The following is a 20,065-nucleotide window of genomic DNA, read 5'->3' on the forward strand; positions in this document are numbered from 1 at the left end:
AGATGTGTATAAGAGACAGCGTCTCGCCTTATGGTGATAGAGGCTACGCAAGTTTTGAACGAGCATATTAATGGACGAAATATCCGGACTGGAAAACTGGAAGAACAGCTGACGCTTCTTAAAAACGAGCAGCAGGTGCAGCTGATGGAGAAACAGAAGCAGTTGGAGATTTGTCAGCAAGAGGCTAATGCGCGCGAGTTGGCTGCTGTCCTTATGGTGAAAGACGCTAACCTTATGGCGAAAGACGCTAAAAAACTGATGGGCGAGCATATTAATGAACAAAATATCCAGATTGGAAAACTGGAAGAACAGCAGACCCTTCTCAAAAATAAGATTAGCGAGCAGCAGGTGCAGCTGATGGAAAAACAGAAGCAGTTTGAGGCTTTTCAGCAAGAGGCTAAGGATAGCGCTCAATCTATGTTGAACCGCTCTGTAGCATTTATGGGCGAGTATATTAATAAACGGAATATCGAGGCTGGAGAACTGAAAGAACAGCAGACCCTTCTCAAAAATAAGAATAACGAGTAGCAGGTGCAGCTGATGGAAAAACAGAAACAGATTGAGACTTTTCAGCAAGAAGCTAATGCGCGCGAGTTGGCTATGGAAAAAGACGCTCAGAAATTTATGGACGAGCATATTAATGGACGGAATACTACGGTTAGCAATCTGAAAGGAAGCTGTTCAGGCTCAAAGAAGCGAATAGGGAAAGGGGGGCGAACATCACCAGTGATGATGGGATATAGTGCGAGCCATTTGCTCGGGGAGTTAGCGAGGCGTTCAGTGAGTTCGGGTGAGAATGGAGTGGTATGAACCAAACACCTTCTTTATATGTAACTGTTCAGCATCCCTCATAAGCACATCTTGTGCTGTTCAAAGGGTCTAAGCACTACATATTGATTAACCGAACATTAGTTCCCGTTTGTTTTTCTGAAATGCACCAAAATAATCAGGCACTTAAATCCCATTAATCAATATGTAGTTGTTTGTCTATTTGGACAACACAAGATCTGGGTGCTGAACAGTTACCTTTATATGTACCCTGTACATCCTTGCTACGATCCAGCTTGCCATTGTTAATGGGTGAAGATTTTAAATAGATTTGGTTTCTCAGGCTGGCCCTGTTTATTATCACCAGAACACTCCCTCTACCAGAAGGTGATAATAAGGGCTATGAGTCAGCCAACATTCCAACATGCACTTTCAAGGTTGATAGAAATACCTTCTGTCAGCTCAACTCTTCCTGATCTTGATATGAGCAACCTGCCGGTCATCAATGAGCTGGCGGTCTGGTTTGAGGCCATGGGGTTCCAGTGTGAGATCCAGCCATTGCCTGACACCCCTCATAAAGCCAATTTGATAGCGACACTGGGAAGCGGCCCGGGAGGTTTGGTATTTGCTGGCCACACCGATACGGTGCCTTATGATGAAAGCCTCTGGAAAAGTTCTCCTTTTGCCCTGGAAGAACGGAACAACCGGTTTTACGGTCTTGGGGTTTGTGACATGAAAGGCTTCTTTGCTTTGGTGATGGAGGCCGTTCGGGAATTTTTACCAACACCGTTGAAAGCACCCTTGATCATTCTGGCGACTGCTGATGAAGAGTCGTCCATGAATGGTGCCCGGGCACTGGCAGAACTCGGTCGGCCAAAAGCACGGTATGCGGTGATCGGCGAGCCAACTGGAATGCGGCCTATTCATATGCACAAAGGGATCATGATGGAACGCATCCGGATTCTGGGGCAGTCAGGCCATTCCAGTAACCCGTCACTGGGGCGCAATGCCATGGAAACAGCCCATAAGGTGATCACCGATTTGATGCAGTTCCGTGCTGGCATGGCGGAGCGTTATCAGAATCCCGGATTTACCATTCCTGTCCCTACATTGAACCTTGGTTGTATTCATGGTGGTGATAATCCCAACCGGATATGCGGGCAGTGCCAGCTGGACTTTGATATCCGGACGTTGCCTGGTATGGAGAGTGAACAACTGCGGCAGCAAATTCGACAGAGGCTGAAACCCATTGCTGAAGCGGATCAGGTTGAGATTACTCTTGAGTCTATAACGCCGGCCATTGAGGCTTTTTCCAGCAAGGAGAACTCGGAACTGGTGGTTGCCTGTGAGAAGCTGACCGGTCATCAGGCAGAAAGTGTTGCATTTGCTACAGAGGCACCATTTTTCAGCCAACTGGGGATGGACACTGTAGTATTAGGTCCGGGGGATATCGATCAGGCTCATCAGCCCGATGAATACCTGTCTCTTGATCGGATTAATCCCATGGTTAATATCCTGAAGTCTCTGATCAGACAGTATTGTTTATAACTGATTAACAAGTGTGGCTTGCGTGAAGAAGAATGATAACTCAGCAGACTATGTAAAATTTTTCCGGCAGTCGTCACCCTATATACATGCTCACCGGGGTAAAACCTTTGTGATCATGCTTGGGGGGGAAACGCTGGCACATCCGAATCTGAGCAATATCATCAGTGATATTGCGCTAATGAGCAGTCTGGGGGTTCGACTGGTTCTCGTGCATGGTGCTCGCCCACAGATTGATGAACGTCTTCGGGAGCGGGGTATTAAAACCACGCTGCACAATGAACGACGGATTACCGATAAGAAAAGTCTTGAGTGTGTTAAAGATGCGGTAGGCAACATGCGGACCCTGATTGAATCGAGGCTTTCGGTAGGGCTGGTGAACTCCCCCATGCATGGCGCCAGAATTCGCGTAGTCAGCGGTAATTTTGTGACCGCCAGACCCCTGGGTGTTCTTGATGGTATTGATTTTCAATATACCGGCGAAGTTCGCAAAGTGGATAGCCAGGCCATTGATCATCTTCTGGACAGTGGCTATGTAGTATTGTTGTCTTGTCTTGGGCTTTCTCCAACCGGGGGGATTTTCAATATTGAAGCTGAGGAAGTGGCCACCAGAACGGCGATAAGCCTGGGGGCTGAAAAACTGATTCTGTACGGTGAGCAGCAAGGTGTTTTTGATCAACAGGGTGACCTGATTAATCGAATTTCGCCCCATGACGGAAGTCTGGAGCTTGTATTACAGTCCGGAGAGTCCAAAAGGCTTCTTTCTTCTGCCGTTATGGCTTGCTCAGAAGGCGTTGAGCGTGCACAGATTATCAGCTATCAGGATGATGGTGCACTGCTGATGGAGCTGTTTACCCGCGACGGTGCCGGGACGCTGATTTCCAGAGATCATTACGAAGAGGTTCGGGGAGCAACCATTGAGGATGTCGGTGGGATTCTTGAGCTGATTCGTCCATTTGAGGAAAAAGGTATCCTCCGTCGCCGTTCCAGAAAGGAGCTTGAAAGAGAGATACGTTTGTTCAGTGTCGTCTTGCTGGATGGCATGATTATCGGCTGTGCAGCACTTCATCCTTATTGTGAAAATGGCGTTAGCAGGGCAGAACTGGCCTGCGTAGTGGTGCATCCTGAATATCGTCAGGCACAGCGTGGAGACCGTTTGCTTGCTCATATTGAAGCGCTGGCAAAAAAGAAAGGGATGAATGAGATCTACGTGATGACAACACAGACTGCGCACTGGTTTATTGAGCGTGCGTTTACCGAAGTGTCTTGTGAAGATTTACCTCAAGAGCTGAAAGCAAAATATAACGCCAGAAGACAGTCAAAGGCGTTTGTGAAAAAAATCCCGCTTTCGTGAAAGCGGGATTTTTTTCATTATTTTGCTGCCTGGTTACTTTCTGAAGTCCACTTGATGAAGCGTTCCCGGGTTGCGTCATCAGCCTGGTTGTACCAGTACTGAAGCATATTTTCACTCATGGGTTGAGCCGTTGCCGGTGCTGGCATTACCGTGGGTACCGGTTGTTGAGCAACCTGATAAGAGATTCCCTGAGGGGTTGCGATATAAACAGTCCCTGCCATTTCTCTCACGGCTGCAGAATTATCAGACAGATTGAACTTCTGGATATCCTCAATGGTGTCTATTCCGATCAACAGGCCAGACTTGTTGAGAACACTGAACTCAAAGGGAATGGCCTGGCCTTTCTGGTCGGTAATCGAGAACTGGGTTTCTGGTGATCTTGACAGCTTGTCAGTATCCCGTACTGTTTTCAGCTTCGGAGAATGAATGGTGAAAGCCTGGTCGCCAGTAAGGTCAAAGGTCATGATATACGGGCTGGAAGTGAACATTTTACTGTCACCACCTTCTCGTACCAGTGTTTTTAGCTGAAAGACCAGCTGATGGCGACCGTTGCTGAGGCTGAGAGAGCCGAGGCTGAGAGAGCCGAGGCTGCGAGAGCTGAGAGATACATTACTCTTTTTATTGAGTGGTTCTGCACTCTTTCCATCAAGAACCAGCAGCTTTGTTTTTCCGGGCAATACCAGGGTATTGTCAGCAATGGCAGGTATGGCAAGAGAGGACACCAGAAGTGCACCCAATAGATGACGTATAAACATAAGACTGCGTTCTCCTATAATCTTTTCATGGCATTTCATAAAAAGCGCTGGTGATTATACGTCGGTATAACTACCGGTTCGTATTGTTGTTTTCCGAAGGGCTGGGTGATTGGATTTAGTCAGGTCTCTGACTGTCTGCGGGGTATTGAGGGCGTCTGGCTTAGTGGTATTTGTTATTAATAATATAATTGATAATTCTCTGACATTTTTTGAGAGTATCCTCATGCTGTTGATAGATTTTTTCTTCAAGAGCCTTGCTGACCCAGTACTGCAGAGCTATCAATTCATCCCGGTTATTGAGTGAGGCGATTTCCTGAATTAATTCTGCTTCAGAGATTTCTCCCCTTCGAAGTCTCTGAATCAACTTTCCGGAAATTCTGTTTCTGATACTTTGCAAAAATTTTTCTGATTGAAGCTGTTGAACCATTCCTGCTGTTTGTTGATGTGGCTTCTGTGCGCCTGCCCCTTGATGTGTTTGTGGTACATGTCTGCGTATGTGCTCATCAGGTACTGTTGAAACCAGTATGGCCTGCTTGCTACCGGCCATCAGAGTTCTGGTTATTTCACGGTTCCAATCAGACGATTTTTCTTGAATCAGGTTATGGAAAATACTGAATGTGCTGTTAATTTCTTTATCAAGTAACTGTTGCCAGGCTGCATGCTCGAGAATAATAACTGCAGCATCTTCATCGCTCATTGCACCGAACTGGCCTTTACCCAGTGCCTTACTTCTTTTTTTAGAATCTTTAAGTATTTCTCCTGTTTTTTCCATTGACTTTATCGATTCCAGTAAGTGATCAACCATGGGTTCGACTTGTCCTTTGGCCAGTGCGCGTAATGTGGCAATTTCTTCCCGTCCCGTTCTTACCCTTTTGCCAAACAACTGTTTTGTAGAGTCTTCTTCTCCTTTTCCAATTTTATTCATTCGTTTTTCATTGATCTTAGTGTTCTTATAATCAGCAGCCATTTCGGCAAAAAAACAACTAACGAAGCAAATTCCTCCATCGATTGTGAGCTTTGGAAAAACAGGTGTTACATTCACATTTCGAAAGCCTCTGCCGGCAATGTAAAGGACTCTGAGTAGATTTGAATATATTGTCTTTTTTATCTGTCTATAGAAAAGTTTCTGGGCTAATTCTTTCATGACTCCAGCGGATTGAAATGATTTTGATATCTTTGTAGATTCTAAAGCAGAATTAACCTGCTTCTCTTTTTGTACTGGGTTGTCAAGCCTGATAAGCCAGTTCGGGATGATATGTTTCATCCAGTTTGAGTTTTTTGTTTTTATCTTATGACCATGTATAATCAGTTTTTTGTTTCTGGAAATGCTTTTGAATAAAACCTGTCTTTTGATAGGGTTCATCGTTTCAAACTTTTCTGTCCATAATTTCTGAAGGTCTTTTATATTTCGATTTTCAAGAATTACTCGGCTGATGATTAGGTTTTCTATGAGTTTATCAAAAAAGAATAAGTTTGATTTTAATTTTTTTCTTCGCTCTCGATAACATGCTTTTTCTTTTTCAAAGGCTATAGATTCAGGAAGTGTTTTTATCTCTTTGGCTGCCATTTCTTTTAGTCTTATTGCTTGTTTTTCAAGCTCGGCATAGGCATTGTATATTTGAGTGAAGGTCTTGTGCTTACATCTGTACTGAAGTTTTTGGATGAGTTTTTTTCGTGCTTTATCGCTGGCTTGGTCAAAACGGGTGTAATCAAAATTAGCGTATTTTTTTATTTTCTTCAGCCCCCTGGTAAGCCTGACTCTCCGCCAGAGGGCAGTGCTACCCGACCAGAAACTGATGTAGCTAATATCAATTACCAGCCCAATAGTAACAGCAATACCGATAGCCATTCCTGCTGGAGGGATAATTGCAGAAATAATGGATCCAGCGGTAAGAGCCGCTATAATTATCATCTGATTACGCTTGTTGCGAAGGACGTTTCGCTTAATTCTGTTACCTATATCTTTAATGTGTGTTTTTGCAAAAAAACGCTTGTTTGAAGAGAGTTTTCGAATATGTCTACTGTCTTCTTTTTCAATGAAGTGATCTGTTTTTCCTGGTTCAGGAAGCTTTGGGATAGTGACTAATGGCTGGTTTTCATTGGTCGCTTTATTATCGATAAGTGTTTTTGAATGCGTTAGTAACGCTTGTTCATCAATAGATTTTACAATATTGTTCCTGATTTCTTTTTTTATCTCAATCATTCTTTCAAAGGTGAATGATTTTTCATTATTGATACCCGACTTTTCCAGAAAATCTTTAATGCATTTCTCAGGGTTTTCATAATATTGTTGTCGCCCATGAATCTGTTTCTGAATTGATGAGAGTTGGGAACTCTCTTCATACCTTATTGCCTGAAGTATTTCCTGATGGATATGCGGTATCAATATTTGTTGTAAGTAGCCCGCAGGCAGTTTTTCTCCTTTACGCCGATATTCATAAGCCATCTCCATACCATTTCGCTTTATGGAGTTAGAAACTGCCTCCATGGTTTTTGTGCTGACAGGAATTTTTCCATCGGTGAAGCCCAGCTTGCCATCGACCGACTGGTGCAACTTTATAGCCTGGCCCGTATGAAGCTTTAGCGCAGCGAGCACTTTTTGCACATCTTTGTCTGGACTGTTTTCAGTGAGATCGTCAACCAGATCCCGGATTTTAATGAATGGTGGAGGGTGAACGATTCGCTTTATTCTTTTTTTACAGAAACGGATTAATCTATTGTGCCAGAGTTTGGCCTCAATGCGATCGACTTCTTGAAAGGTAGGAGCTGTAGACTTCTTCTTCAGAATGCCAGTGGTGTGTTTATCCGCTTCATACCGGGATAAAGGCGAACTTGTCCCCGGCAGGTTGTTTGAATGGTGTCCGGAGACTTGGCCTAGAGGTGGTAAATGGGGCATTCTTCATTCCTTAAGGTAACCCCAATAAAAATCCCTCTATTGGCTCAATGATTATTAATAATAATAGAATTGATGGTTTTCTGAAATTTTTTGAGAGCATCCTTATGCTGTTGATAATTTTCCTCTCTAAGAGCAGTATCGACCCAGTATTGTAAAGCAAGCAATTCATCTAAGTTTTTGAGTGAGCCGATCTCCTGAATTGCTTTATTTTCAGATATTTCTCCTCTGCGAAATCTTTGAATCAACTCTCCGGAGACTCTGTTTCGTATACTGACTAAAAAAACCTCTGACGGAATCTGCTGAGTAGCCTCATTTATTTCTCCCTTTTGTCCAGAATGTGCAAGACGGTTATATATTTGGTCATCAGATACTGATGAAACAGTTGTGGCTTGTTTGCTATTGGCGATCAAGGTTCTGGCTATTTGGTTATTCCAGGCGGATGCTTTTTCCTGAATATGGTTGTGAAATAGACTGAAGGTGCCGTTGATTTCTTTATCAAGCAGATTTTTCCAGGCCGCATGTTTAAGAAGAGTAATTGCTGCATTTTTATCGCTCATTGCACCAAATAGTCCTTTTCCCAGCATCTTACTTCTTTTTTTAGCATCGTCAAGAATTCTGCCTGTTTCCTCCATTGACTTAGCCGACTCCAGTAAATGATTGATCATTGGTTCTATTTCTTGTTTTGTCTGAGATCGCAACGTGGCAACTTCTTCCCGGCCTGTTCTTTTTCTGTTACCGGTTAGCTGCCAGGTGTGGCCTTTTTTCTTGTTTTTTATTTCGTTAACTCTTGCCTGGTTTATCTTGGTATTTGAATTTCCTGTTGCCATTTCCAGGAAAAAAAATGAGAAAAATACCAGAGTTCCCGTTAAATCTGGTTTTGGAGCAATTGGATTGTGAATCATAATGATCGGATTTCTTCTTAGTACTTTACCTATAGAGATAAAATTATTAAATATGGTTTTCTTTGTTGATCTTAAAAAGGTGGCTTGGATTAGTGTTTTTAATGTTCCCGATGAAGTGAATAATTTTGACGTTTTAGCTTTTTCCAGAGCAGGATTTTGTGAATCGTCTTCAGTCGTATTAAATTTCCTAATGGGCGAGTGCTGGAGGATGTTGCTTAGCCAGTTCTTGCCACTTGTTCTCACTTGATGCCCTTGTACAATCAGATTTTTAGATGCCTTTTTAAATAGAACATCTCTTGTTATTGGATTCATTTCTGTAAATCTTTCGTTCCACAATAACTCAAGATCCTTTTGGTTTCTCTGTTCAATAACAATGCGATTAATGGTTATTTGCTCAATAAGCTTATCAAAGAAATATAAATTTGATTTCAATTTTTTTCTTCGTTCATGATAAAGTGCTTTCTCTTTTTGAAAGGCTATTGATGCAGAGAGTGTTTTTTGGTTTTTTTCTGCCAGGTTTTTTAGTTTATCCGCCTGTTTTTCAAGTTCAGCGTAGGCATTGTATATCTGGCTGAAAGTTTTGTGCTTGCATCGGTAAAGTAAATTCTGAATCAGCTTTTTCCTTTTATGGTCCGTTTCCGGTCCAAGATTAGTGTAATCAAAATCATCGTATTTTTTTATTTGTCGAAGGCCTTTTATCAGCCTGACTCTACGCCATAGATTAGAACCGGAAGCCCAGAATAATTCATATCCGGCTTCAAGAATTACACTGAGCGCGAGAGCAATGCCCATCGATATGCCAGCTGGTGGAAAGATAGCAGTAATTACAATGCTGGCAATAATGCCTCCCATAAAGAATAAATGAGTGCGTTTATTGCGAAGGAAGGTTCGCTTAACTCTGTTGCCTATATCATTAATATGTATTTTCGTGAAAAAACTCGTTCCTGAAGAAAGTTTTTGAATATGCCTTGTGTCTTCTTTTTCAATGAAGTGTTCTGTTTGTTCCGGTATGGCAAGCTTTGGGCTGTCGATTAAATCCTGATTTTGTTTTATTGTTTTGTCATGGGAAGGTGTTTTTAGATGTGTTGAAAATTTCTGTTCGTCGACAGATTTTACGATGCTGTTTCTTATTGATTTTTTAAACTCAAGTATTCGCTCAAAGGTGAAGTGTTTTTCATCTTTGATGTCAGCCTTTTCCAGCAGGTCATTAATATATTTTTCAGGATTTACCCGGTATTCTTTTCGTCCCTCAATTTGCTCATGACTCAATGTTGTTTTTGAATTATTTTCATACCTTATTGCCTGAAGTATTGCCTTATGGATATGCGGTATCAATATTTGTTGTAAATAGCCCGCAGGCAGGTTTTCTCCTTTACGAAGATATTCATAAGCCATCTCCACACCATTTCGCTTTATGGAGTTAGCAACTGCTTCCATTGTTTTTGTACTGACAGGAACTTTTCCATCGGTGAAGCCCAGCTTGCCATCGGCCGACTGGTGCAACTTTATTGCCCGGCCCGTATGAAGCTTTAACGCCGAAAGCACTTTTTGCACATCTTTTTTTGGACTGTTTTCAGTGAGATCGTCAACCAGATCCCGAATTTTAATGGATGGTGGTGGGTGAATGAGTCGATTTATTTTATTTTTACAGAAAGAGATTAATCTATGGTGCCAGTATTTTTCCTCAATGCGATCGACTTCTTGAGAGGTAGACGTTGTAGATTTCTTCTTCAGAATGTCGGTGGCGTGTTTATCCGCTTCATGCCGGGATAAAGGAGAACTTGTTCCCGGCAGGTTGTTTGAATAGTGTCCGGAGACCGGATTTACAGGTGGTAAACGGGGCATTCCTCATTCCCTAAGGTGACCCTTATACAAATACTTGTATTGGCTTAATGATTATTAATGAAAATAACACCTTATATAGCTTGTCAGGGATCCTGATGGTCAGAGGGTGATATTTCCAAGAGTTACTAATAATTACTCAGTTAACTATAGACGATCAGGTTTTTGATTTTAAATACGGAAGGACGATTTTTCCCGCTGCCGCACGGTCAGGAAATGTCTTTTAGTTTGGGTTGAAATCAGTGAGGCCGGTGATCACCGGCCATCAGATTCTATCGAGCACCAGATAGCTGTAGGTAAGAGGCTGGTCATCTTCAGATTGAATGTCTTCCCGGGAGGTTTCACGCCACTGCTGAAGGTCAACTTCCGGAAAAAAGGCATCACCGTCAAAGTTTTGGTAAATCCTGGTCAGGTAGAGCCGGTCGGCGTGCTCAATGGCCTGACGGTAGATCTGTTCGCCACCGATCACCATGACCTCTTCGTTATCGTTAATCAGGGCAGGAGCTTCAGCCAGGGCAGGAGCTTCAGCCAGGACAAGAGCTTCAGCCAGGACAAGAGCTCCGGCAAGGGCTATGGCTTCATCCAGGCTGTTGACAACTTTTACACCCTCATGATGCCAGCTGTTATTCCGGGTTATCACAATATTGGTTCTGCCCGGTAGTGGTTTTCTCAGGGAATCAAAGGTTTTGCGACCCATGATAATGGGCTTACCCATGGTAACCGCTTTGAAGTAACGAAGGTCTCCGGGCAGGTGCCAGGGCATTTTATTGTTGATGCCAATGGCGTTGTTATCTGCCACGGCGGCTATCAGGGCCAGTTTCATCCGTGTTTACTCCTTTTTTGGAACAACAATACTCGCGGGGCACAAGAGACACAAAGGCACGAAGAAAAGAAAAAAACTTTTTCTCTGTGTGACCGTAATGGAGGGCGGAAGTGTCGGTGTTGTCCGGAACATTCACCGACCCTCCGTGCCTAAACCTTTCATCCCCGAGGGTGACGACCAATCGTCATGAGCATTTGTGGTGAAAAATTATTGCCCGGGCTTTGGGTTGAATACCCCAACATTCTCATGCCCCTCGTCCCGCAGATGCATGGCGTGAAGCTGGCTCATAACGCCCTTTTCGCAGTAGAGCAGGTAATGGTGACTCTTGTCCAGCTCAGGGAAACGGGTTCGCAACTGATAGAATGGAATCGTCATCACCTCTTGCTCTGGCATGGTGAATGGCTTGATCTCTTCCTCGGTAGGGTGACGAATATCGATAATCATCTCACCCTGATGAACCTCATTAACAACTTCAATTTCTTCGCGGGTCAGGTCATCGGCAACGATATCGTGGATAGAGACCATTCTCCGGTTGTTAATGGCGTCCTCCAGTACCTCAAAGTTAAATCTCGCCTCTTCTGCGGCAACTTTCTCTTCTTTGGCCCGGGTGGTGGGATTTTTAGAGATGACCGCGCAGTATTCCGGAATGTTACGGACAAACTCTTCTGTGCCGATTTTTATGGAGAGATCAATAATTGCCTGTTTATCCATGGTAATCAGGGGTCTGAGCACCAGGGCATCAGTAACCGAATCAATGACCGCCAGATTAGGCAGCGTCTGGCTGGAAACCTGTCCGATGGCTTCACCGGTGACCAGTGCTGCCATTTTCATCTCTTCTGCCACTTTTGTGGCGGCCCTGAGCATCATCCGCTTCAGAATAACGCCCATCTGAGAGTTATCCACGCTGGTCAGGATTTCCTCCACAACACCTTCAAAGGGGACGGTGACGAATTTAACCCGATGAGAAGAACCAAACCGGTTCCACAGGTAGAAAGCGACCTCTTTCACGGCCAGCTCATGGGCATGTCCACCCAGATTGAAAAAACAGAAATGGGTGCGAATACCCCGTTTCATGGTGAGGAAGCTGGAGACACTGGAATCAAAACCACCGGAAATCAGCGAGAGAACCGGATCCTGAGAGCCCAGTGGATAACCACCCAGACCTTCTCCCCGTTTCTGAGTCATGAAATAGCGGTTATTTTTGATATCGATGCGAACGGTGATCTCAGGGTTCTTCAGGCTAACCCCCCTGGCTTCGGTCTGCTGGTGAAGGCCACCACCGACAAAACGTTCAACGTCAATTGACTGAAAGTCGTGCTGACCGGCTCGATTACAACGAACACAGAATGTTTTACCGGCAAGCGCTTCTGTGTAGGCTTCCAGGGCTGTTTCCAGAATCTCATCCAGGCTGACCAGTTTGTGATCGGCCACCTGTAGCCAGTAGGCAATCCCCGGAATATGACTCAACAGATTACCGACTTCCGCAACCAGAACATCCTCATTACTGCTGGTGGTCACTTCGATATAATCCCATACACCCGAGACCTCAATATTTTCATCGACGCGTTTGAGAATGGCACGAATATTCCGTCGCAGCATCTTGATAAAGCGTTTGCGCACCGGTGCACTTTTGATGGTGATTTCCGGGAACAGTTTAATGATGAACTTCATGTGTCAGAGGACCTTGGGGGGTAGCTTGAGGGATAGAAAGTGGTGGACAGTACGGGCGGGTGATATGGATGTCACAATAAATGATTTGATCGGGCATTATACCGAATATCCGTGGTTTCAACACACTTTCTGGTTTAGCCGTTTGCCGTAGCCTGTTTGTTCTGGATTACCCTGTTTGTCTCTGTGTTATCACTTAATCGTGTAAGTACAACTGCAATCGATTATCAAAGAGAGTACACTGCACGGCGAGTTTGTCAGGGAATAATGAGCGGACTGCATGATATTGGTGCTTAATGATTATTGTCTGCACCGGCATGGTGCCGACTGGTTTGATGTTGGCTTGTGCACCACCTTATTGGAGTACATGGAACCCGATTAACCTTAGCGTCTGTGTTGAAATGAGGATCTGGCTAAAATATATGCGGTTGATCTTGCTGAAAATTAACCCTTTCTAGTGTTAGTCACTGCTTAATGTTCTTATGTCCAGATTTTTATATTAAAAGCACCGCGTTTGACCGCTTTCCCCTGATAAAACATACAGAATGTGGCATAGCTATTGCTATCGCTAACAGCAAGTAAATTTCTTTTGCTCCCTACTCGCTCTCTTCTCCGTTTAGTAGAGAGTCAGGAGTAAAGGGATTGATCAGTAGACCGCCTGATCCGAAGCCATCGTTGCCAGTGCGGTGTTTGTCCTCTGGAGGAAATAATAAATGTCGAAGACCCTTAGCCTGATTAAGGAACATGATGTTAAGTGGGTTGATATGCGTTTTACCGATACTAAAGGTAAAGAACAGCATGTATCGATTCCTGTCAGTGAACTGGATGAAGAATTCTTCGAAGTTGGCAAAATGTTTGACGGCTCCTCCATCGCTGGTTGGAAGGGCATCAACGAATCCGACATGATTCTGATGCCCGATGATAGCACCGCTACTATCGACCCGTTTACCGAAGCCTCTACGCTTAACCTGCGCTGTGACATCGTAGAGCCTTCTACCATGCAGGGCTACGAGCGTGACCCACGTTCTGTTGCCCGACGTGCTGAAGAGTACCTGAAGTCTACCGGTATCGCAGATACTGCTTTCTTTGGTCCTGAGCCTGAGTTCTTTGTCTTTGATGATGTTAAGTGGAATGTTGGTATTTCCGGTGCTTCTTACGAAATCAACTCTGAAGAAGCGGCCTGGTCTTCCAATGCCAAGTTTGAAGGTGGCAACACGGGCCACCGTCCAAGAATTAAAGGCGGTTACTTCCCGGTTCCTCCGGTAGACTCCCTGCACGATCTGCGTGCCGCCATGTGCGATGCCATGGAAGCTCAGGGTCTGGAAGTTGAAGTACATCACCATGAAGTAGGCACGGCTGGTCAGTGTGAAATCGGTGTTAAATTCAACACGCTGGTGAAAAAAGCCGACGAAGTTCAGATTCTGAAATACGCGGTTCACAACGTTGCTCACGCTTATGGCAAGACGGCAACCTTCATGCCGAAGCCGCTGGTAGGCGACAATGGTTCTGGCATGCATGTTCACATGTCTCTGTCCAAGAATGGCGAGAACCTGTTTGCTGGTGACGGCTATGCGGGTCTGTCTGAAGAAGCCCTGTACTACATTGGTGGTGTGATCAAGCATGCTAAAGCCATCAACGCTTTTGCCAATGCATCAACCAACTCTTACAAGCGTCTGGTTCCAGGCTTTGAAGCACCCGTTATGCTGGCCTACTCTGCCCGTAACCGTTCCGCTTCCATCCGTATTCCTTACGTGAACAGCCCTAAAGCCCGTCGTGTTGAAGTACGCTTCCCTGACCCGACAGCTAATCCATACCTGGCGTTTGCTGCGCTGCTGATGGCGGGGCTGGACGGTATCAAGAACAAGCTCCATCCTGGCGATGCTGCTGATAAGGATCTGTACGATCTGCCTCCGGAAGAAGCGGCTGAAATTCCAACCGTTTCCGAGAGCTTTGAAGAAGCGCTGACTGCTCTGGATACTGATCGTGAGTTCCTGACCGCTGGTGGTGTATTCACTGACGATATGATTGATGCCTACATCGAGATTAAGAAGGAAGAGTGTATTGCTGTCAGCCAGACCACTCACCCTGTTGAGTTTGATCTGTACTACTCGGTATAAGATCTGTCTGAAAAACAAATAGTCGCTTTCAGCCCCTGAGCCAGAGTTTTTACTCTGGCTTTTTTATGTCCAGGGATTGGACGGTATGCTGGCAATGCCGGGAGCAATTGCCAGCATAGGTTTCCCTGTTAAATAGAGTTGACTGCCATTAAGCTGGCACATGGTTTCAATGCGTATGATACATAGGTTGGGTCGAACGGAGTGAGCCCCAATAATTGTACCGATGATTGCAGATAGTTTGTTGGGTTCGCATTCGCTCGATCCAACCTGCGCCACCTGTCAATTTCAATGAAACCATGTATTGGGAAAAGCTAAAACGATATAGACTTAAATAAGAAATCTTCAGGGCAAGAGGCTCATGACTATAAAAAAGGCAATGGTTCAGTTTTTCCTGGTGGTTGTTCTGCCTTTTGTTTTTGCAGACATGACCGTGGCAGCAATCTACAAAGCAATAGATAAAGATGGGAATATTACCTTCACGGATTCCCGTCCTGTTGATCAACCCAGTGAAAAAGTTAAGCTCCGCCCGATTACTCCGATGTCTCCTGTTCCAACCGACAGGTATTCAACATCGACAACAACAGATCAACCAGAAAAATCTGCTGATGTTTATACCCGCCTTGAAATTGTAGAGCCTGCAAATGACGCCACCGTACGCGATCAGGGTAATCTCACCGTAAAAATTGCTACCGAGCCACGAATTTTTTCAGGCCACAGAATTCGCCTTTTACTGAATGGTAATGTGGTCGGTGAGTCAAAAAGAAAGCTGAGTTTTGACCTGAGCAACGTGGATCGTGGAAGCCATACCCTGACAGTGGAAATTGTCGATAACCGGAAAAAAGTCATTCGGTCATCGAGCAGTACGATCCACGTACAGCGCAATATTTACCGGCCTGATGTTTCAATAAACCCGCCATCACAGTAAGAGAAGCTGAAATTAAGAATATATCATCGTCATTCCCGCTACGCACCGTCATCCCCGTGCAGGAGGGTGTCGAAAAAGGCCTTAAAAGAAGGAACCACAAAGGTTTAATCTACCTTTTGCGACAACCTCCTTCGCGCGAAAGACGGAGTGGGTGAAAATCGCGGATCACCGTCATCCCCGCCCCCGGCAGGCGGGGATCCAACGAAAAAGGGTGCCAGCCAGATGCTTCCTGCGCATTTCTATTTTTTGATCATTGGCTTTGCAATATCTGGTCTCACGAGTGTTCAGGTTGAACCAAAAAGTTGATGCTCTGATTTTTTATATGCACTATTATGGTGCATTGAGATTGGTTAGTGCTGTTATTCGTCTCTTTGAGGAAGAGTGGGTGGGGAGTGTGAGGCGATACGGCGATTGAATCTGAATACTCAATGAGTATGGTTTGTTTTTTGCATTGACGATATCAATGCCATATCTCATTCAAAAAGCACTGCAAAAGCAATAACAAGAGTAAGGCATGCAACCATGAAGCAGCGTTTACCAGACTCTTTAGTAGAGACAGCCGCTGAAACAGGCGCAATGCAAAACATAATACTGGATAACCTCAATACAGCCGTTGTGGTGCTCGATCAGGGGTTCAGGGTGCTTACCCTGAACCCGGCAGCAGAAACATTGCTGGATACCAGTTTGAAAAGGGTTCTGAATCAGTCAATTATTATTTTGATTCCTGAAGAGAGTTTCAGGGAAGACCTTGATAGAAGCCTGAGTCAGCACCAGCAGTTTACCCGGCGTGAAACGGATTTCCCAATTAATGGGGAGATGATTAATGTGGATTACAGTATTTCCCCCATAACCTGTGGTGAGGCGAAGCTGCTTCTGGAAATTAACCCTCGTGACCGGCTGCAGAGAATTACACGGGAAGAGTCGCTAATAGCCAAACAGGAAACGTCGAAAATTCTGGTGCGTGGCCTGGCCCATGAGGTTAAAAACCCACTGGGAGGCATTCGAGGTGCTGCCCAGTTATTAGCAAGAGAGCTGGATGAGCCCGGGTTAAAAGAATTTACGGACATTATTATTCAGGAGGTTGATCGGCTGAGGGACTTGGTGGATCAAATGTTAGGTCCCCTGCAACCACCAAAAATGCAGGCCCTGAGCCTCCATGAAGTGCTTGAAAGGGTAGTGCAGCTTATCAATGCGGAAACCGGTGGTGAACTCAGGTTGCTGCGAGATTATGACCCCAGTATTCCGGATATCCCCGGCGATTTTGAACGACTGATACAGGCTATTTTGAATCTGGTGCGTAATGCCATGCAGGCTATTGACCAGGTTATGACCCGTTCTGAAGGGGTGATTACCCTGCGTACCCGAATTGCACGACAGTTTAGCCCTTTATCAAAGTTATCAAAGAAGGGGGCTCAGAAACGGCGACTGGTGTGTCACCTTTCCATTATTGATAACGGCTCCGGTATTCCCGCTGATCTGATCGAGAATATTTTCTATCCAATGATCAGCGGACGCGCCGAAGGTACCGGTATTGGCTTGCCTATGGCGCAATCGATCATCAGTTTGCATCAGGGATTGATTGAGTGTGACAGCAAGCCGGGTACGACGACATTTCATGTCTACTTACCGCTTTCTCAAGAACCCCTGCAACCGTTTTCGATGGCAACATCACAGGAGTGAGGTATGAGTTTGAATTCCAAAGTCTGGATCGTGGATGATGATCAGGCAATACGCTGGGTGCTGGAACGTGCCCTGAATTCAGCGGGCATCGAAACTCAATCCTTTGATGCGCCAGCCAAAGTACTGGCGGCACTGGAGAGCAGTGAACCAGAGGTTTTGGTCAGCGATGTCCGGATGCCGGGAATGAATGGTCTTGAGTTGTTGAAAGCTGTTCATGAGTTGAAGCCGGATGTGCCGGTCATTATTATGACTGCTCATTCCGATCTGGACAGTGCCGTCTCTTCTTACCAGAGCGGCGCCTTTGAATACCTGCCGAAGCCATTTGACATTGATGAAGCCGTCGCCCTGGTAAAGCGTGGTCAGGAGCATCGTCAGCAGCAACAAACTGAGGCTCCGGTTGTCGAGGAGATTCAGGCCACAGAAATTATTGGTGAAGCACCCGCCATGCAGGAGGTATTTCGTGCCATTGGTCGGCTCTCCCACTCCAATATTACCGTGCTGATTAATGGTCAATCGGGAACGGGTAAGGAGTTGGTGGCCAGAGCGTTGCATCGTCATAGTCCACGGGCTGGGCGATCGTTTATTGCGTTGAATATGGCCGCTATTCCCCGTGATCTGATTGAGTCAGAACTGTTCGGTCATGAAAAAGGGGCATTTACCGGAGCAGGCGGCATGCGTCGTGGACGTTTTGAGCAGGCCGGTGGCGGTACTCTGTTTCTGGATGAAATTGGTGATATGCCTGCAGATACCCAAACCCGCTTGCTTCGTGTGCTTGCCGAAGGTGAATTTTATCGTGTAGGTGGACACACACCGGTAAAAGCGGATGTTCGAATCATTGCTGCGACGCACCAGAATCTGGAAAAGCTGGTGGAAGAAGGCACGTTTCGTGAAGACCTTTTTCATCGTCTCAATGTTATTCGGGTACATTTGCCACGACTGAGTGACCGGCAGGAAGATATTCCAAGGCTTGCGCGTTTTTTTCTGGATAAGGCCGGTAAAGAGCTGGAAGTGGAGCCAAAAATCCTTCATCCGGAGACAGCCCGTTATATTTGCTCTCTGGACTGGCCAGGAAATGTTCGACAATTGGAAAATACCTGCCGCTGGCTAACGGTTATGGCGTCTGGTCGGGAAGTTCTGGTTTCTGATCTTCCACCGGAACTGATGGCAAAGGGAGAGAATGAAGGGGCTGAAGTCACCGGCTATGGCAGTTGGGAACAGCTGTTCCGCCAATGGTGTGACCGTGAACTGGCAGCAGGGCATGTGGGTATTCTTGATCAGGCGGTACCGGCCTTTGAAACCATTGTGATTGAATCAGCACTGGCCTATACCGGTGGTCGCAAGAAAGATGCTGCAGAGCTGTTGGGCTGGGGGCGAAACACGCTGACTCGTAAGATCAAGGAACTGAACCTTGAGCCCTCAGAGTCGTCGGAAGAAAAAGAGCTGATTGTTTAAGAGTGTTTCAAAAGCCGAACCCGATATAAGAATATCTGCCAGAGCTTAAGATAAAGGCCCATCGGTCGCTGCCTATACTGAACATATCCTGTTGCAGGAAGGCAGCAAAAACATGGAACGGACTTCATTACTTCGCCAGGGAATTAGCGCGCTTCTTTCCGGTATCTTCGCCGTCACCTCATTGGCTCAGGATCAGGCCGCCGAACAGGGAACTCTGGGCAACACCTCTTCCGGTTCATTTACCATCAGGTTGGTGATACCCCCCTCTGCCCGGTCGCTGGTGGCCATTGTGGATGAAAGTATAACCGATGAAGAGGGCAACCCGGTCATCATTCCAACGGATACGCTCAGCTTTGATCGTCCGGTCTCTCTCTGTGTGTCAGGGCGAGGGTTCTCCCAGTTCAGTCTTGCCTCCGATGGTGTCGGGGGGGTTGATCTGAGAGTGGCTGAGCCTGGACGTGAAACCCGGATCACCGGGAGTCCATCAGAAGCTTTTGGTATTGAAAAAGACTGCCGGAACAGTACCCGAAAACTGATTGCTCAACCTGAGGATGGCTTTCAGGGATCAAAGCAACCTGCGGTTCTTTTGATCCAGGCAGAATAAGAAACCGATAAAACTCATTTGAGATTATTTCTACGGACAATAGAATAGGGGAACATTGTCCATTACCTGTTTATCAGACTCTTATAAGCAACGACAGAGAGGTTGTAGTCAGGGCAAACCGGGAATTATTTTTATACGTTCATGAAACGTATTGTCAGTGGAGCCTGCCTGCTGGCGACTCTTATGGCCAGCTCCCAAGCGCTGGCAACCATGTCTCTTGATCGTATGATCGTCTATTTCAAGCCAGACCAGCTACCACGGCAGGATGTTGTGGTGACCAACCCGGATAAAGAAACCCTCTACCTGCAGACTGAAGTCTACAAAGTGGTCAACCCCGGCACGGAAAAAGAAGAGCGTATTCGGGTAACGGATCCCAGGGATATTCAGCATTGGCTCTTTCCAGATTTGCGGATGTGGATTTAAGGGCAGCAGTGACTGATAAAATCTGCATCATCGCATACTCTGCACGGCTATTGACAAGTCTGAATGGAACTAAAACAGAAATACAAAGTCAGACAAGAACAAGTGCTTTTGCTAAAACAGGCTTTTGCTAAAACAGATCAGACAAGAACCCACAGTTTTTTTACAGGGACATATTGTTATGATGTCAGAATCGCCTCATGCCACATCTGATCCGGCGTTGGCAAATAATATCAACCCGATAACCAGCCAGACAGACAAGGCAGTCCATCGCCGACCCGATTATTTGCCGGATTCTTTTCACGGTAACCGTG

General features: G+C 45.6%; 15 protein-coding genes. 10 read left to right on the forward strand and 5 right to left on the reverse strand.

Features of this window, described 5'->3' with window-relative positions; genetic code table 11:
- The first annotated feature begins 144 nt into the window (after nucleotides 1–144).
- The 4 genes from RM811_RS18620 (at nucleotide 145) to argA (ending at nucleotide 3,667) form a co-directional block, all read left to right on the forward strand.
- Nucleotides 145–528: a hypothetical protein gene (locus RM811_RS18620; RefSeq protein WP_402527283.1), complete on the forward strand. Its 384-nt coding sequence runs from the start codon at nucleotides 145–147 to the stop codon at nucleotides 526–528.
- Nucleotides 529–540: 12 nt separating this feature from the next.
- Nucleotides 541–810, forward strand: coding sequence for a hypothetical protein (locus RM811_RS18625; protein WP_402527284.1), 270 nt, complete (start codon nucleotides 541–543; stop codon nucleotides 808–810).
- Nucleotides 811–1,170: 360 nt separating this feature from the next.
- Nucleotides 1,171–2,316 (forward strand): acetylornithine deacetylase, encoded by a 1,146-nt coding sequence (gene argE, locus RM811_RS18630; RefSeq protein ID WP_402527286.1) that lies wholly within the window; start codon nucleotides 1,171–1,173, stop codon nucleotides 2,314–2,316.
- A 22-nt stretch (nucleotides 2,317–2,338) separates the two neighbouring features.
- A complete protein-coding gene (argA, locus tag RM811_RS18635; RefSeq protein WP_402527288.1) occupies nucleotides 2,339–3,667 on the forward strand; it encodes an amino-acid N-acetyltransferase in 1,329 nt (442 codons plus the stop codon).
- Nucleotides 3,668–3,684: 17 nt separating this feature from the next.
- Here the strand turns inward: argA and RM811_RS18640 are convergent, their stop codons facing one another.
- From RM811_RS18640 to thiI, 5 genes are all read right to left on the reverse strand, one after another.
- Entirely contained in the window at nucleotides 3,685–4,422 is a 738-nt protein-coding gene (locus tag RM811_RS18640; RefSeq protein WP_402527290.1) for a DUF2057 family protein, read from the reverse strand.
- Between the two features lie 160 nt (nucleotides 4,423–4,582).
- The gene (locus RM811_RS18645; protein WP_402527291.1) at nucleotides 4,583–7,318 is read right to left on the reverse strand and encodes a hypothetical protein; all 2,736 of its coding nucleotides are present in this window, start codon (nucleotides 7,316–7,318) and stop codon (nucleotides 4,583–4,585) included.
- A 44-nt stretch (nucleotides 7,319–7,362) separates the two neighbouring features.
- Nucleotides 7,363–10,065: a hypothetical protein gene (locus RM811_RS18650; RefSeq protein ID WP_402527292.1), complete on the reverse strand. Its 2,703-nt coding sequence runs from the start codon at nucleotides 10,063–10,065 to the stop codon at nucleotides 7,363–7,365.
- A 262-nt stretch (nucleotides 10,066–10,327) separates the two neighbouring features.
- Nucleotides 10,328–10,885, reverse strand: a complete 558-nt coding sequence (locus RM811_RS18655) for a dihydrofolate reductase (RefSeq protein ID WP_402527294.1) — start codon at nucleotides 10,883–10,885, stop codon at nucleotides 10,328–10,330.
- A 207-nt stretch (nucleotides 10,886–11,092) separates the two neighbouring features.
- Nucleotides 11,093–12,556, reverse strand: coding sequence for a tRNA uracil 4-sulfurtransferase ThiI (gene thiI, locus RM811_RS18660; protein ID WP_402527295.1), 1,464 nt, complete (start codon nucleotides 12,554–12,556; stop codon nucleotides 11,093–11,095).
- Nucleotides 12,557–13,266: 710 nt separating this feature from the next.
- On the opposite strand from thiI, the gene glnA reads away from it, so the two are divergent.
- From glnA to RM811_RS18690, 6 genes are all read left to right on the forward strand, one after another.
- Entirely contained in the window at nucleotides 13,267–14,670 is a 1,404-nt protein-coding gene (glnA, locus tag RM811_RS18665; protein WP_402527296.1) for a glutamate--ammonia ligase, read from the forward strand.
- 358 nt (nucleotides 14,671–15,028) lie between these two features.
- Nucleotides 15,029–15,595: a DUF4124 domain-containing protein gene (locus RM811_RS18670; protein WP_402527297.1), complete on the forward strand. Its 567-nt coding sequence runs from the start codon at nucleotides 15,029–15,031 to the stop codon at nucleotides 15,593–15,595.
- A gap of 576 nt (nucleotides 15,596–16,171) precedes the next feature.
- On the forward strand, nucleotides 16,172–17,275 hold the full coding sequence (gene glnL, locus RM811_RS18675) for a nitrogen regulation protein NR(II) (protein ID WP_402527303.1): 1,104 nt from the start codon (nucleotides 16,172–16,174) through the stop codon (nucleotides 17,273–17,275).
- A 3-nt stretch (nucleotides 17,276–17,278) separates the two neighbouring features.
- Nucleotides 17,279–18,727 (forward strand): nitrogen regulation protein NR(I), encoded by a 1,449-nt coding sequence (gene glnG, locus RM811_RS18680; RefSeq protein WP_402527298.1) that lies wholly within the window; start codon nucleotides 17,279–17,281, stop codon nucleotides 18,725–18,727.
- A 112-nt stretch (nucleotides 18,728–18,839) separates the two neighbouring features.
- Nucleotides 18,840–19,331 (forward strand): hypothetical protein, encoded by a 492-nt coding sequence (locus RM811_RS18685; RefSeq protein WP_402527299.1) that lies wholly within the window; start codon nucleotides 18,840–18,842, stop codon nucleotides 19,329–19,331.
- A 183-nt stretch (nucleotides 19,332–19,514) separates the two neighbouring features.
- A complete protein-coding gene (locus RM811_RS18690) occupies nucleotides 19,515–19,754 on the forward strand; it encodes a hypothetical protein (RefSeq protein WP_402527301.1) in 240 nt (79 codons plus the stop codon).
- Nucleotides 19,755–20,065: the final 311 nt, after the last annotated feature.

The organism is Endozoicomonas sp., assembly GCF_031844845.1.
In the GTDB taxonomy this organism is placed as follows: domain Bacteria; phylum Pseudomonadota; class Gammaproteobacteria; order Pseudomonadales; family Endozoicomonadaceae; genus Endozoicomonas.